Source organism: Actinobacillus capsulatus DSM 19761, assembly GCF_000374285.1.
In the GTDB taxonomy this organism is placed as follows: Bacteria; Pseudomonadota; Gammaproteobacteria; order Enterobacterales; family Pasteurellaceae; genus Actinobacillus; species Actinobacillus capsulatus.
In genome coordinates this window covers 52436-68189 of sequence record NZ_KB893941.1, presented here as the reverse complement: position 1 = coordinate 68189, position 15754 = coordinate 52436, and the positions used below count along the sequence as shown (strand labels likewise).

General features: G+C 39.8%; 13 protein-coding genes. 9 read left to right on the top strand and 4 right to left on the bottom strand.

The annotated features are described in order from the left end of the window. Window positions 1-15: 15 nt before the first annotated feature. A complete protein-coding gene (gene mepM, locus C228_RS0108900) occupies window positions 16-1470 on the bottom strand; it encodes a murein DD-endopeptidase MepM (RefSeq protein ID WP_018652283.1) in 1455 nt (484 codons plus the stop codon). Window positions 1471-1674: 204 nt separating this feature from the next. Here mepM and znuC point away from each other — a divergent pair, with 204 nt between their 5' ends. The 6 genes from znuC to sucD all read left to right on the top strand — a co-directional run bounded on the left by znuC (window position 1675) and on the right by sucD (window position 10091). Then, window positions 1675-2475 carry a zinc ABC transporter ATP-binding protein ZnuC gene (znuC, locus tag C228_RS0108895; protein ID WP_026313258.1) on the top strand — a complete coding sequence of 267 codons (801 nt, stop codon included), beginning with the start codon at window positions 1675-1677 and terminating at the stop codon, window positions 2473-2475. 248 nt (window positions 2476-2723) lie between these two features. Beyond that, on the top strand, window positions 2724-5534 hold the full coding sequence (gene sucA / locus C228_RS0108890; protein WP_018652281.1) for a 2-oxoglutarate dehydrogenase E1 component: 2811 nt from the start codon (window positions 2724-2726) through the stop codon (window positions 5532-5534). A 115-nt stretch (window positions 5535-5649) separates the two neighbouring features. After that, window positions 5650-6879: a 2-oxoglutarate dehydrogenase complex dihydrolipoyllysine-residue succinyltransferase gene (odhB, locus tag C228_RS0108885; RefSeq protein WP_018652280.1), complete on the top strand. Its 1230-nt coding sequence runs from the start codon at window positions 5650-5652 to the stop codon at window positions 6877-6879. Window positions 6880-7013: 134 nt separating this feature from the next. Then, the gene (locus C228_RS0108880; protein WP_018652279.1) at window positions 7014-7880 is read left to right on the top strand and encodes a VirK/YbjX family protein; all 867 of its coding nucleotides are present in this window, start codon (window positions 7014-7016) and stop codon (window positions 7878-7880) included. A gap of 170 nt (window positions 7881-8050) precedes the next feature. Then, a complete protein-coding gene (gene sucC, locus C228_RS0108875; RefSeq protein WP_018652278.1) occupies window positions 8051-9217 on the top strand; it encodes an ADP-forming succinate--CoA ligase subunit beta in 1167 nt (388 codons plus the stop codon). Window position 9218: 1 nt separating this feature from the next. Then, entirely contained in the window at window positions 9219-10091 is an 873-nt protein-coding gene (gene sucD / locus C228_RS0108870) for a succinate--CoA ligase subunit alpha (protein WP_018652277.1), read from the top strand. Between the two features lie 142 nt (window positions 10092-10233). Here the strand turns inward: sucD and pckA are convergent, their stop codons facing one another. Continuing rightward, a complete protein-coding gene (gene pckA / locus C228_RS0108865) occupies window positions 10234-11844 on the bottom strand; it encodes a phosphoenolpyruvate carboxykinase (ATP) (RefSeq protein WP_018652276.1) in 1611 nt (536 codons plus the stop codon). Window positions 11845-12117: 273 nt separating this feature from the next. On the opposite strand from pckA, the gene ftsB reads away from it, so the two are divergent. Genes ftsB through ispF form a run of 3 tightly spaced genes read left to right on the top strand, consistent with a single transcriptional unit; the run spans window position 12118 to window position 13565 of the window. Then, window positions 12118-12396, top strand: a complete 279-nt coding sequence (gene ftsB / locus C228_RS0108860) for a cell division protein FtsB (RefSeq protein WP_018652275.1) — start codon at window positions 12118-12120, stop codon at window positions 12394-12396. Window positions 12397-12405: 9 nt separating this feature from the next. Next, complete coding sequence (gene ispD / locus C228_RS0108855) at window positions 12406-13086, top strand: 2-C-methyl-D-erythritol 4-phosphate cytidylyltransferase (protein ID WP_026313257.1); 681 nt, start codon at window positions 12406-12408, stop codon at window positions 13084-13086. Between the two features lie 2 nt (window positions 13087-13088). Next, window positions 13089-13565, top strand: a complete 477-nt coding sequence (gene ispF, locus C228_RS0108850; RefSeq protein ID WP_018652273.1) for a 2-C-methyl-D-erythritol 2,4-cyclodiphosphate synthase — start codon at window positions 13089-13091, stop codon at window positions 13563-13565. 348 nt (window positions 13566-13913) lie between these two features. Here ispF and C228_RS0108845 read toward each other — a convergent pair whose 3' ends face one another. After that, window positions 13914-14714, bottom strand: coding sequence for a class II glutamine amidotransferase (locus tag C228_RS0108845; protein WP_018652272.1), 801 nt, complete (start codon window positions 14712-14714; stop codon window positions 13914-13916). A 194-nt stretch (window positions 14715-14908) separates the two neighbouring features. Beyond that, on the bottom strand, window positions 14909-15694 hold the full coding sequence (znuB, locus tag C228_RS0108840) for a zinc ABC transporter permease subunit ZnuB (protein ID WP_018652271.1): 786 nt from the start codon (window positions 15692-15694) through the stop codon (window positions 14909-14911). Between the last annotated feature and the right edge of the window lie 60 nt (window positions 15695-15754).

The following is a 15754-nucleotide window of genomic DNA, read 5'->3' as shown; positions in this document are numbered from 1 at the left end:
AAATTCCTTAAAAAATTAGAGTTTAAGCTTCGCTTCCACAGCTTTTGCTCGTTTTAAGAAAGATTGTCGCTCTTTACTCGCCATACCTGAACTCGAACCAGGTAACTTAACCGTCATCGGATTAACCGGTCGCCCATTGATATGAAATTCATAATGTAAATGCGGACCTGTTGATCTTCCGGTATTTCCAGAGAGAGCAATACGCTCACCTTTTTTTACACTTTGTCCTACACTCACAAGCGTTTTGCTCAGATGCATATAAACAGTCGTAATATGACCATGGCGAATTTTAATATAACGCCCTGCACCTCGTGCTTGGTACGCAATATGTTCAACTACACCATCACCCGGTGCAATAATCGGAGTGCCCGTTGGCACACCAAAATCCACGCCGTTATGCGGTCTCACACGACGCGTAATCGGATGAACTCGCCTAGGATTATAAGACGATGATACTCTCGCACTGAATAACAATGGAATACGTGCAAAACCTTTGCTTAATGTCTCACCGTGGCTACTATAGTAACGACCGTTATCGGCTTGAATCGCATAATAACGTTTTTTATCGCTTAAAATAAGGATCCCTTCAACATTACCGACATCCGTTACTGTACCGTTAATGTATTCACGTTTCACCAAGATCGCAAAACGATCACCTTTTTTGAGTTTATTGGTTGCAATTTGTGATTGTAACCCAACTGCCAGCTGATTAACTTGGCGCTCGGATAATCCTACATTTTTAAGACTTGTCGCAAAGCTACCATCAATCGTGCCTCGCACAACATCTTGGCGCCATTCGCCTTTTTTCTGTATGCTCTGGAAAACCCATTTACCGTTATCTTTACGCTCATAAATGCGTTCTTCTTTCTCTGAGACCAACCAGTTCATATATTCCAATTCACCGTGGTTATCTAAAATCCAATAGAATTGTTGCCCGCCGTCTAAATTCGCTAACTCAGGGAATTGTTTAATCATTGCTCTTGCTACGCTTACACCTAAACCGGACTGTTCTAAGACATCTTTTAATTTATCACCTCGACCAACCGTATAACTAAACTGATCTTGGATACGTAACGCCTCATCGGCAACTTCTAAGATTTCATCTAGTACTTTCTCTGCTTCCGGTGATAATTTTTCTTCCGGCTTTTCAGCTTCTTTAGTAACTATCGTCCCCTCTTGCCCTTCTACTTCATCATCCTTTTCATTCAGCAGATCTTCATAGGATGTTGCGTTAACATCCTCTGCTGCGCCTTCAACCACATTCGGGTCAGTTTCTGTAGATTCGTTCTCTGCGGAAGCTTGCTTTACCTCATTTTCAGCCGATGTCGCTTCCGCTTGCTCCGGCTCATCCTTATGCTCTTCCGTTTGTTCATCCAGTACAATATATTGTTCTTGATTTGTTGCACTGCTAATGGAAGGTTGATTTTTTAAAGCAAGTATAATACCAATAAAAATCGATAACAGCGCCATAAAGAAAAATAATCCCTTTAAACGAGATTTCTTCCGGCGACGATCTCTTGCTAGAATAACGTGTTGCAAAATATGTCCTATACTATCTTTTATTTATTACGAAAAAATTTGACAAATGTTCTGTTAGAAAATTCATTCTTGCCAACATCACAAAAATCAGCTAACTTGCTCACTTTTATATTATACCCTTAATTTTTTTAAATAATGCAAATAAAACAACTTACTCCCACACCACAGCCGAAAAAAAAGGAATTACCTCTTGTAGAACTTCAACAAATTGAAGTGAGTTTCGGTGGTCAAAAAGCTTTGCAAAATATCAATTTAACGGTATATGCGAATTCAATTACGACGATTGTTGGCCCGAACGGCGGCGGCAAATCGACATTATTAAAAGTGTTACTTAAACTCCTTTCCCCAACTAAAGGCAAAGTCATTCATCAAAAAGGGCTCAAAATCGGTTATGTGCCACAAAAATTGCATATGGATCACTCAATGCCAATTACGGTGAAAAAATTTCTATCACTAAAACCTAACTGCTCTGCACAAGCGATTCAAGAAGCGCTTGCACTCTTTTCTATTACGCACTTAGCAGAAAATAGTATGCAGAAATTATCCGGCGGTGAATTGCAGCGAGTATTGCTTGCCCGAGCTATTTTAGATCGCCCGCAACTTTTAGTTTTAGACGAACCGATGCAAGGGGTGGATATTACAGGGCAAACAGAACTCTATCAACTATTAAATAGTACTCGTTCGTGGTTAAATTGCGCAATTTTGATGGTTTCGCACGATTTAAACATCGTAATGGCAAATACTGATGAAGTTTTATGCGTAAATAAGCATATTTGTTGTGCCGGCACACCGGAAATGGTGACCAATGATCCGCATTTCATCCATTTCTTTGGTGACCAATTTGCCAAAAATGTTGCCTTTTATTCGCACCGCCATAACCATCATCATAACTTACACGGTGATGTCTGCAGCGGACAATGTCATTGCAGTCATTAGTGTTAAATATAAGCGGTCTTTTTAGCATTTCTTTTGCAAATTTTTAGCCAAAAAAGACCGCTTATTTGTTACCAATCTGTTAAAAATCTGACTTAGCTCACATTCTTCACTTAAATTTTCAGGCATAATAGCATTATTGATTTATAAATCGCCTAATAGAATGGTGTTTCAATCCATTTTATTTATATTAGCGTATATAATACTCGTCATAACTCAATAAACACACAAATATACAAGGTTAGGTCTGTATGCAACATAAAAATTTTGAAGACTGGTTAGCCTCCTCACCTTTCGGTGGTTCTAACCAAGCTTATGTTGAAGAAATCTACGAACAATATCTTGAAGACCCAACTAGCGTTGATGTTAGCTGGTGTAACATTTTTGATACCCTTCCGAAAACGCAAGTCGTAGAGCAACCTCATTCACAAGTACGTGATTATTTCCGTAAACTCGCCCGTGAAAATGTCCCTGAATCCGTTACGGTTATCGACCCAGAAGCCAGTGCAAAACAAGTTCGTTTATTACAATGGATTAATGCGCACCGTTTCCGTGGCTATCTTGAAGCCAAACTGGATCCGCTCGGTTACTATCGCTGGAAAACATCTCAAGTCCCGGAGCTAGATTATCGTCATCACGGCTTTACTGATGCGGATCTGAACGAAACCGTTACGATCGGTAAATATGTATATGGCAAAGAAACGATGAAATTCAGCGAACTTGCCGATGCATTAAAACAAACCTATTTAGGTACAATAGGTTTAGAGTTTATGCACGTACAAGATATGGAACAACGTAACTGGCTACAAGCAAAAATTGAAAGTACCTTAAATAAACCGTTGTTCTCGCACAAAGAAAAAGTCAATTTACTCACCGAATTAACCGCCGCAGACGGTCTTGAACGTTATCTCGGCGCAAAATTCCCCGGTGCGAAACGCTTTTCGCTTGAAGGAAGTGATGCGTTTATTCCAATGATGAAAGAAATCATTCGTCATGCTGGTCGCCAAGGTATGAAAGACGTGGTGATGGGAATGGCACACCGTGGACGTTTAAATATGCTGGTAAACGTATTGGGTAAAAAACCGGCGGAATTATTTGATGAGTTTGCAGGTAAACATGCCGATGACAATCGTACCGGTGACGTAAAATATCACCAAGGTTTCTCATCTGATTTCGATGTGGACGGCGAACGTGTGCATTTAACTTTAGCCTTCAACCCGTCGCATTTAGAAATCGTAAGCCCAGTGGTTATCGGTTCGGTACGTGCACGTCAAGAGCGTATTCGTGATACGGAACATAATAAAGTCTTAGCCGTTACCGTACATGGCGATTCGGCAGTTACAGGTCAAGGCGTAGTGCAAGAAACCTTAAATATGTCAAATGCTCGAGGTTATAAAGTTGGCGGTACGATTCGTATCGTGATCAATAACCAAATCGGTTTTACCACCTCTAACCCGAACGACACTCGTTCAACTGAATTCTGCACTGATATTGCGAAAATGATTCAGGCACCGATTATCCACGTTAACGGCGATGATCCTGAAGCGGTCGCATTTGCTGCCCGTATGGCAGTGGAATATCGTACCCTATTTAAACGCGATATTTTCATTGATCTGATTTCTTACCGTCGCCACGGTCACAATGAAGCGGACGAGCCTTTAGCAACACAACCAATGATGTATAGCATCATCAAAAAACATCCTACACCTCGTAAAGTCTATGCGGATCGTTTGGTTGCTGAAGGCATATTAAGCCAAGATCAAGCCACTGAAATGATGAATAACTATCGTGATGCGTTAGATAACGGTGATCGCGTTGTACCTGAATGGCGTGAAATGGATATGGCAGCGGTTGATTGGTTGCAATACCTCAATTATGACTGGACAACACCGTATGAAAGTAAATTCCCGTTAGACCGTTTCCAAACTTTGGCAAAACGTGTATGTGAATACCCTGAAAGTTTAAGTCCGCACTCTCGTGTCGAAAAAATCTATAACGACCGTAAAGAGATGTGCGAGGGCAAAAAATTATTAGATTGGGGTATGGCGGAAACGATGGCATACGCAACCCTACTAGATGAAGGTACGCACGTCCGTTTATCCGGAGAAGATGCCGGTCGTGGTACATTCTTCCACCGTCATGCGGTTGTACATAACCAAAATGATGGTACAAGTTATGTGCCGCTTGCTCATTTACATGCAAATCAAGGGCGCTTTGAAGTATGGGACTCCGTACTTTCCGAAGAAGCGGTATTAGCTTTTGAATACGGTTACGCAACAACCAATCCGAAAACATTAACCATTTGGGAAGCACAGTTCGGTGACTTTGCCAACGGCGCACAAATCGTTATCGACCAATTTATCAGTTCCGGCGAACAAAAATGGGGCAGAATGTGCGGCTTAGTGATGTTACTTCCACACGGTTATGAAGGTCAAGGACCAGAACACTCATCAGCCCGTGTAGAACGTTACTTACAGCTTTGCGCACAACAAAATATGCAGGTTTGTGTGCCAAGTACACCGGCACAGGTTTACCATATGTTACGCCGCCAAGCGATTCGCAAAATGCGTCGCCCATTAGTTGCGATTTCACCTAAATCGTTATTACGTCACCCATTAGCGGTGTCTTCCTTAGCAGAATTGGTTGACGGTGAATTCCAAACGGTGATCGGTGAAATTGACAGTAATATCAAGGCGAAAAAAGTGAAACGTGTTGTAATGTGTTCAGGTAAGGTTTATTACGATTTACTCGAACAACGCCGCCAAAACGAACAAACTGATGTGGCGATTATTCGTATCGAACAACTTTATCCATTCCCATACGAGGATATGAAAAAAGTATTAGAACCTTACGCACATGTAAAAGACTTTGTTTGGTGTCAAGAAGAGCCACTTAATCAAGGCGCTTGGTATTGTAGTAAACATAATTTTGAAGCATCAATTCCAGAAAAAGCAAAATTAACTTATGCGGGCCGTCCTGCATCTGCATCGCCTGCGGTGGGCTATACTTCATTGCATACCCAGCAACAAAAACAATTAGTGGCAGAAGCTTTAACGATTTAACAAATAAGCGGTCAATTTCCAGCAAAATTTTGCAAAAAAATCCTCAAATTTGACCGCTTGCAAAATTATCGGCACAGCTAAAACACTGTGTTAACGAATATAAAGGAACATAACTATGACTATTGAAATTTTAACGCCGGACTTACCCGAATCCGTTGCAGATGCGACTGTTGCTACTTGGCATAAGAATGTGGGTGATGCAATTAAACGTGATGAAGTAATCGTTGAAATTGAAACGGATAAAGTCGTATTAGAAGTACCGGCGCCACATGACGGTATTTTAGCGGAGATCAGCCAAGTTCAAGGCGCTACCGTTATTTCCAAACAATTACTCGGCAAAATCTCAACCGTCCAAGCAGGCGATTTCACCCAAGAAACGATTAAACCGATGAATGAAGCAACTCCGGCGGATCGTAAGTCTGCAGCTATTGAACATGACCATTCCGATGCGGATTCTCAAGGCCCTGCGATTCGTCGTTTATTAGCAGAACATAATATTGAAGCGCATCTTATCAAAGGTACGGGTGTCGGCGGTCGAATTACCCGTGAAGATATTGAACATCATTTGGCACAACGTCAAACACAAGCTTCAAAACAAGCTATTACTACAGAGCAAAGCACTGTAAGTACTGTGGCTTACTCAGCACGTAGCGAAAAACGTGTGCCAATGACACGTTTACGTAAACGTATTGCTGAACGTTTGTTAGAAGCGAAAAATACAACAGCTATGCTCACTACATTCAATGAAGTAGATATGCAGCCGATTATGACATTACGTAAAATTTACGGTGAAAAATTTGAAAAACAACACGGCGTGCGTTTAGGTTTTATGTCGTTCTATATTAAAGCGGTTGTTGAAGCATTAAAACGTTATCCGGAAATCAATGCTTCGATTGACGGCGATGATGTGGTATATCACAACTACTTTGATATTAGTATTGCGGTCTCAACCCCTCGCGGCTTAGTCACCCCGGTTATCCGTAACTGTGATAAATTATCGATGGCGAATATTGAGAAAACCATTAAAGAACTGGCTGAGAAAGGTCGTAACGGCAAATTAACCGTAGAAGATTTAACCGGTGGCAATTTCACGATCACAAACGGCGGTGTATTCGGTTCATTAATGTCCACCCCAATCATCAATCCGCCGCAAAGTGCGATTTTAGGGATGCACGCAATTAAAGATCGCCCAGTTGCAGTAAACGGTCAAGTGGTTATTCGACCAATGATGTACCTAGCATTATCTTATGACCACCGATTAATTGACGGACGTGAATCCGTTGGTTTCTTAGTGGCGGTAAAAGATTTATTAGAAGATCCGACACGTTTATTGCTCGAAATCTAACTAAATCGAAATAACCAAACTTAAACCGCTTATAGACAATGCTATAAGCGGTTTTTAATAAAGTTAATACAAACTTTGTAAATTAATTAATTTTATTGTATTATAACGTCATTATTTAGCAAACTTAGAGAAATATGACTGATTACAATTACCCTAAGGCATACCAAATATATCCCGACACACCTCAAAAATCTTATCGCCTCAAACGTTTACGCTTCTGGTTACGCTCTCGTTTACATCAAAAACACATAAAATTATTCACTCAATTCGTAAACAGAAATCCAGCTCTTATCCCTCTATTAAATCAACGACCTAATTACAGTTACCCTCTTGTTCATCGTTTTTTGGATAAGCGCTTTAACGCTACACAACGTTTCCGAGCAATTTGCGATAACTTAACGTTTTTTCCGCAAGCGTTAGCGCAATACTCATTAACACCATTGTGGGAAAAATTAATAAGTTTTGGCGAAATTACAGATGATTTTGAGCTTCGCTTAAATATTAATGAACATCAACCAATGGAAGGTTTTTGGGCATTAGAGCTATATCAAAAAAGCTCGCAACAGCTCGTATATCTATTAACTTTCGGGCTCATTAACAATGCATTGCTTATCGGTGTAATTCAAGGCTCCAATCAAGCAAATGCCAAAGATTTGATGAAACAATTAACTAAGCAATGTTACGGCTTACGCCCCGCTCATTTAATGGTAGAAAGTATGAAACTACTTACTCCAATACTCGGTTATAACCAGTTACTTGGTATTCCGCATAAATATCAAAATAAATCACGTTTTATTCAAAGCAAACGCTATATAGTTGATTATGATGCGATCTTCAGTGAAAGTGGCGGCACCCTGAAAGACTATTGGCAAATATCGGTTGTTATAGATAAATCGCTTGAGCGAATCCCAAGCAAAAAACGTTCGATGTACCGTAAACGCTTTGCATTACTTGAGCAAATAGAAACAAATATCCGAACAGCGTTTGGCATAAATTCATAAATTCTTATCTAAACATCCTTTCATTCTTAACCGCTTATAATATACATATAAGCGGTTAAAATTTGTCATTTTTTTGCATTTTTTCCACTATCTTCAATTTGCTTTTTTAGTTTAGATCCATTAAATTCCTGAAAGATTTCTAGCAAAAATTATTCCATACAGGAAACTATATGAACCTACATGAATATCAAGCAAAGCAAATTTTTGCACAATATCAACTCCCTGTGAGTCGAGGTATTTTATGCACTAACACAAATGAAGCCATCGCCGCCATTCAGCAATTAAATGGGGATACTTGGACAGCTAAATGTCAAGTTCATGCAGGAGGACGAGGAAAAGCCGGTGGGGTTAAATTGGTTCGCAATGAATCTGATGTTAGAGCATTTTGTGATAAATGGTTTGGACAACGTTTAGTAACCTTCCAAACCAATGCAAACGGACAACCGGTTAATACGATTTATATCGAAGAAACCTGCCAAATTGAGCGTGAATTATACTTTGGTGCAGTCATTGATCGCACATCACAAAAAATCGTTTTTATGGCATCCTGTTCTGGCGGCATGAATATCGAAGATGTTGCCCAACATACCCCCGAACTTATCCACAATGTCACAATCGATCCGCTTACCAGTGCGCAAACTTTTCAAGGGAGAGAGCTCGCTTTTCAACTAGGGCTTTCCGGTGATCAAATTAAACAGTTCGTACATATTTTTGTACAGCTTACCAAGTTATTTATCGAAAAAGATCTAGCACTACTTGAAATAAATCCTCTCGTACTGACCAAACAAGGTCAATTACTCTGCTTAGATGCCAAAATGGTTGTAGACAGCAATGCGCTTTATCGTCACCCCGAACTCAAAGCCCTACAAGATCCAAGCCAAGAGGACGCTAGAGAAGCTGAAGCAGCAAAATGGGATCTCAATTACGTAGCACTCGACGGTAATATCGGCTGTATGGTTAACGGTGCGGGCTTAGCCATGGGGACAATGGATATCGTCAAATTACACGGCGGTCGTCCGGCAAACTTTTTAGATGTCGGCGGTGGAGCAACCAAAGAACGTGTTGCAGAAGCTTTTAAGTTAATTCTTTCCGATCACAATGTGAAAGCCGTGTTAGTCAATATCTTCGGTGGTATCGTCAAATGCGACTTAATTGCAGAAGGTATTATTGCAGCAGTTACTGAAGTCGGAGTCAGTCTTCCGGTTGTTGTGCGTTTAGAAGGAACAAATGCCGAATTAGGTCGTCAACTTCTCGCAAACAGCGGTTTAAGTCTCATTGCAGCTACCACATTAACGCAAGCGGCACAACTTGCAGTCACAGCAGCACAGGGGAAATAAAATGGCGATTTTAATTGATAAGAACACTAAAGTAATTTGCCAAGGCTTTACCGGTGGACAAGGTACATTTCATAGTGAACAAACGTTAGCATACGGCACGCAACTTGTCGGTGGTGTTTCCCCCAATAAAGGCGGCACAACCCATTTAGGCTTACCGGTATTTAATACCGTGCGTGAAGCGGTTCAAAAAACGGGTGCAACCGCAAGCGTAATTTATGTACCGGCACCCGGTTGTAAAGATGCCATTTTGGAAGCAATTGATGCCGGCATTCAACTTATTGTTTGTATTACCGAAGGCATTCCGACCTTGGATATGTTAATCGTAAAACAAAAATTAACAGAAAGCGGCGTACGAATGATTGGCCCAAATTGCCCAGGCATCATCACACCGGATGAATGTAAGATCGGTATTATGCCGGCACACATTCATAAAAAAGGCAAAATCGGTATCGTTTCTCGTTCCGGCACGCTAACTTATGAAGCAGTTAAACAAACGACAGATGAAGGATTCGGACAATCTACTTGTGTCGGTATCGGAGGAGATCCAATTCCCGGTTCAAGTTTCATCGATATTCTAAAACTCTTCCAATCTGACCCTGAAACCGAAGCGATTGTGATGATAGGTGAAATCGGCGGTACGGCAGAAGAGGAAGCGGCTGAATTTATCAAAATGCACGTCACCAAACCCGTTGTCAGCTATATTGCCGGAGTGACTGCACCAAAAGGAAAACGTATGGGCCACGCTGGTGCTATCATTAGTGGAAGCAAAGGCACGGCAGATGAAAAATTTAAAGCGCTAGAACAAGCCGGTGTAAAAACGGTGCGAAGTTTAGCAGAAATAGGTTCAGCTCTCCGCAAATTACTTAATAAATAATAACAAGCGGTTATTTTTTATTGTCTTTTTGCAAAAATGAAATTTAACCGCTTTCATATTAATTTCAATACAAACTATATAAAAAGCGCTAAGTTTTCACTTAGCGCTTTTCTTCTTTCTAACAAACAGGAATCATTTTATTTTAAAGTTTTGGACCAGCCGCAACTAAAGCCTTACCTTCATCATTTGTAGTATATTTCTCAAAGTTTTTCACAAAACGACCGGCTAAGTCTTCAGCTTTAGTTTGCCATTGTGCTTTATCCGCATAAGTATCACGTGGATCTAAAATCGCAGTATCTACACCCGGTAATGCATCTGGCACAGCTAAATCAAAAATCGGCAATTGATGTGTTGTTGCTTCTTCAATTGAACCGTCTAAGATAGCATCAATAATACCACGTGTATCTTTGATAGAAATACGTTTACCTGACCCATTCCATCCTGTATTCACTAAGTATGCTTGAGAGCCTGCCGCTTCCATACGTTTCACTAATACTTCCGCATATTTAGTCGGGTGAAGAGATAAGAATGCCGCACCGAAACAAGCTGAGAAAGTTGGTGTCGGTTCGGTAATACCACGCTCTGTACCCGCTAATTTCGCCGTAAAGCCGGATAAGAAATAATATTTGGTTTGTTCCGGTGTTAATTTAGATACCGGTGGTAATACGCCAAACGCATCCGCTGTTAAGAAAATCACTTTTTTCGCATGACCCGCTTTTGATACTGGCTCAACAATATTATCAATATGGTAAATCGGATAAGACACACGCGTATTTTCTGTTTTTGATTTATCCGCAAAATCAATTGAACCGTCTTCACGAACAACCACATTTTCTAATAAAGCGTCACGGCGAATCGCACGATAAATATCCGGCTCATTTTCTTCCGAAAGATTAATGGTTTTCGCATAGCAACCACCTTCGTAGTTGAACACGCCTTCATCATCCCAACCGTGTTCATCATCACCGATTAATTTACGTTTCGGATCGGTTGAAAGTGTTGTTTTACCTGTACCGGATAAACCGAAGAAGATTGCTACATCACCGTCTTCGCCTACGTTCGCTGAGCAGTGCATTGATGCAATATCTTTGAAAGGTAATAGATAGTTCATCATAGAGAACATACCTTTTTTCATTTCACCGCCGTACCAAGTACCGCCGATTAACTGCACGGCTTCAGTTAAGTTGAATGCCACAAAGTTCTCTGAATTTAAGCCCTGTTCTTTCCAATTCGGATTGGTTATTTTAGAGCCATTCATCACCACGAAATCTGGCACGAAATTCGCCAATTCTTCTTCAGAAGGGCGAATAAACATATTTTTCACAAAGTGGGCTTGCCATGCTACTTCGGTAATAATTCGTACCGCCAAACGGTGGCGAGGACTTGCACCGCAAAATGCATCAATCACAAATAAACGTTTATTTGATAATTGGTGAGTCACTAACTCTTTTAAACTTTGCCAAGTTGTTTGACTCATCGGTTTATTGTCATTTTTAACCGCATCAGATGTCCACCAAACATGATCTTTTGAAGTTTCATCATAAACGATATATTTATCTTTCGGCGAACGACCTGTAAAAATCCCCGTATCTACGGCAACTGCACCGGAATTCGTCAGTACGCCTTTTTCAAAGCCCTCTAATTCCGGCTTCATCTCCTCTTCAAATAATTGCTCATAACTAGGGTTACGTACAATCTCTTTTACGTTAGTAATACCTAGTTGTGCTAGTTCTTGTTCAATACGGCTTAACATAGAATCACCTCTTTATGATTGTAAAAGTTGAAAATTAATAATTGTGACAATTCTAACTAATTCTAGGAATAAAAAATGTTAACTACTTCAAATTTTGAAGATTTACTCTAAAATTACTTGCAAAATTTGCGTGAAATCAAAGAAAAGCTACACTATTCCTTAATCTTTGGCAGTTTTTATGAAGCATTGCATAACAAGCGGTAAGATTTTTCATTTTTTTGCAGAATAAGGTAAAATTCGACTTTACTCTATTAACCCATCAAGAGACATAAAATGCGATTATTAATTATCTTTTTTGCCGTACTGTTAACAGTCTTTCAGTATAGTTTTTGGTTCGGTAAAAACGGTTGGAGCGATTACCAAGATGCACAAACGGCAGTGGAAGTTCTTACGGAAGAAAATGCAAAATTAAGCGCACGTAATAGCTTAATAGCGGCAGAAATCAATGACCTTAAAAATGGTGTCAATGCACTGGAAGAACGTGCTCGTTTAGAACGTGAAATGGTAAAAGGTAGTGAAACATTCTATCGTATTGTTCCTCGTTCTCAATAAGGAAAATAATTGATGCGTAAAATTGTTGCTGTAATCCCTGCTTCTGGAGTCGGGAGTCGAATGAATGCACCGCTACCGAAACAATATCTTAAATTACAGGGAAAAACTATTTTAGAACATACGGTCAAGATTTTCCTGACACACCCTGATATTCAAAAAATTGTGGTGGCAGTCTCTGAAACAGATCAATACTATAGCGCTATCTCTATCTTAAACTCGCCTAAAATTCAAATTGTGTTTGGCGGTGAAACTCGAGCAGATTCGGTATTCAATGCGCTGCAAGTGATTGATGAAGATGCTTGGGCACTCGTACATGATGCGGCAAGACCTTGTCTCAAGCGGTCAGATTTAGACAAACTTTTACAAGTTCAAGAGCCAAATGGCGCAATTCTTGCTACACCGGCTATTGATACAATGAAACGAGCAAATGGCAATAAAATCATTGCAACGGAAGATCGCTCCACACTATGGCATGCTCTTACCCCTCAGTTCTTTCCGGTGAACACGCTAAAACAAGCGATTAAATATGCGCTAGAGAATGGATATACCATTACTGATGAAGCATCAGCAATGGAAATGAGTGGCTATACACCGCAATTAATCACAGGGCGCAGTGATAACCTGAAAATCACTCGACCGGAAGACTTAGCCTTAGCCGAATTTTATTTGACCCATTATATGGAGAACTAAAAATGTTACGAATTGGACATGGTTTTGACGTACACGTATTCGGGCAAGATCGTCCGTTAATGATTTGCGGCGTTGAAGTACCTTATCATACGGGCTTTATCGCCCATAGCGATGGCGATGTCGCTTTACATGCGCTGACTGATGCTTTACTCGGTGCCGTAGCATTAGGCGATATCGGTAAATTATTTCCGGACACGGATATGCAATATAAAAACGCAGATAGTCGTAAACTACTCATTGAAGCATATCGTCAGGTTTGTGCGCAAGGCTATAAAATCGGAAATGTTGATGTGACAATTATTGCCCAGGCGCCGAAAATGCGCCCATACATTGATCAAATGCGTCAAACCATTGCGGATGATTTACAGTGTGATTTGATGCAAGTAAATGTAAAAGCGACTACAACAGAAAAACTAGGCTTTACTGGAAGAGGCGAAGGTATCGCGTGTGAAGCTGTTGCATTATTGATTAAAGCATAATAACGACTTTAACATAAATAAAAAAGGCTAGACATCATGTCTGGCCTTTTGATAAGCATAATGAATAAAATTTTTGTCTCTACGACTGTCTAAAATACTTCTTATTAGCCTGAAGAATCTTAGATTCTCGTATTGTAAACTTATTTTAGAAAAAAGCAATCATTTACACTAAACATTCGTTCATAAAATAGCAAATTAGTTACTTTTATAATTTTTGTTGATAAACCAAAAATAATTTAGTAGCAAATAGATTACTTTTAGACAGTACTAATGTCATATTCATTGTAAAATTTAGTAAACAAAAATTACTTATCACCGAATAACTCAAATGTATTCATATCTATAACATTACACGTGTGATTGATTATCCGGTAATGTGCCTTCAATTTCATTCAGTAAATCGCCATCTTTAAACATCACATAACCACCATTTTTCATTTTGGTCCATTTTTCGTTTTTAGTTAATGGTTGGGTTGCAATAATAGTCACCTTATCATTTGGCGTCGTATATTTGCTAAAGTCGATTTCTACATCATCATCTCGTAATGCCTTACTAAACGGTGCTTTGCGGGTGACATAGAATAGGTTTGTTGAACAACGAGAAATCATCCAATGCCCGTTGGATAAAATAAAATTAAATACACCGTGAGTTGCAATATCGGAAGTAATTTCCACTACTGCAGCAAAAATCTGCTGTTCTGAAGGTTTTTCTGGATATTTTTCTTTTAAACGAGACATAATACAGCAAAATGCCGCTTCAGAGTCTGTTGTTCCGATCGGCTGATAATGACAATCAGGACAAGGTCTTACATCTTCAACCGTACCGTTATGCGCAAACACCCAGTTCTCGCCCCATAATTCACGAATAAAGGGATGGGTATTTTCTAAGTTGATATCTCCTCGGGTTGCCTTACGAATATGCGAAATCACATTATAAGATTTGATACGATACTCGCTGACTAAATCAGCCATTGGAGAAGAAGCTCCCGGTCGATTATCCCGAAAAACTCTCACGCCTTTACCTTCAAAAAAGGCGATACCGAAACCATCAGTATGATGATCGGTTAAACCAGCACGGCGGCGAAATCCTTCAAAGGAGAAAGTAATATCCGTTGGGGTATTGCAATTCATTCCGAGTAGTTGACACATAAATTTATTCTTCGTTAAAACTAAAAAGTAGGGAAAAAGAAAGACCGACTGACAGTCGGTCGAACATTGACTATTTTCACAAATCTCAAAAAGAATTCAATAGAAGTAAATCAAAAATCTTATAGCTTATGGTGCTATTTTATATTCATTTCACTATAAGAAGCCGGACAATGTCCGGCAATTCTCTTCGATAGTTATTCTGATTCCTTTTTAACTAGAGATAGCAAAAATAACGCACCTGCACAAATGACTACTGAAGGCCCTGCCGGTGTATCTTTCCAACCGGAAAATAATAATCCACCGGTTATAGAAAAGATGCTAAATATGATTGCATAGCCCACCATCGCCTCAGGCGTTTTAGCAAAGCGTCTAGCAATAGCAGACGGAATAATTAATAGAGATGTAATAATTAATGCCCCGACAAACTTCATACTTAATGCAATAGTCAATGCGGTAAGCACCATCAAAAGTAAACGTAAGCGAGCAACATTTAAACCTTCAATCTGAGCAAGTTCTGGGCTTATCGTAATCGAGAGTAATTTTTTCCAAAAAAATGCCAATGCTGAAGCAATTAATAGTGAGCCTACTCCGATAAAAATCACATCAGCAAAGTCAATCGCCAGCAAATCACCAAATAAATAAGACATTAAATCAACTCGTACGTTATCCAGTAAACTAATAGTAATAACACCGAGTGATAAGCTACAATGAGCGATAATGCCTAACACCGTATCCAGAGAATAAGCGGTACGATGCTCTAACCAAACTAGCAATAACGCCAGAATCAGCGTCATAATGATGACCGCAATATAGGGATCCACTTGTAGAAAAATCCCTAAAGCCACACCTAATAGTGCCGAATGAGAAAGCGTATCACCAAAATATGCCATCTTACGCCACACGACAAATGCGCCTAATGGGGCGGTAATAGCCGCTAACAATAAACCGGCTAACCAAGCTGGAAACAAAATATCAAACATATTTTCTCTTTCTTAAACTATAAATTTATATCGTTTAACTAAAACAAGCGGTCAAATTTC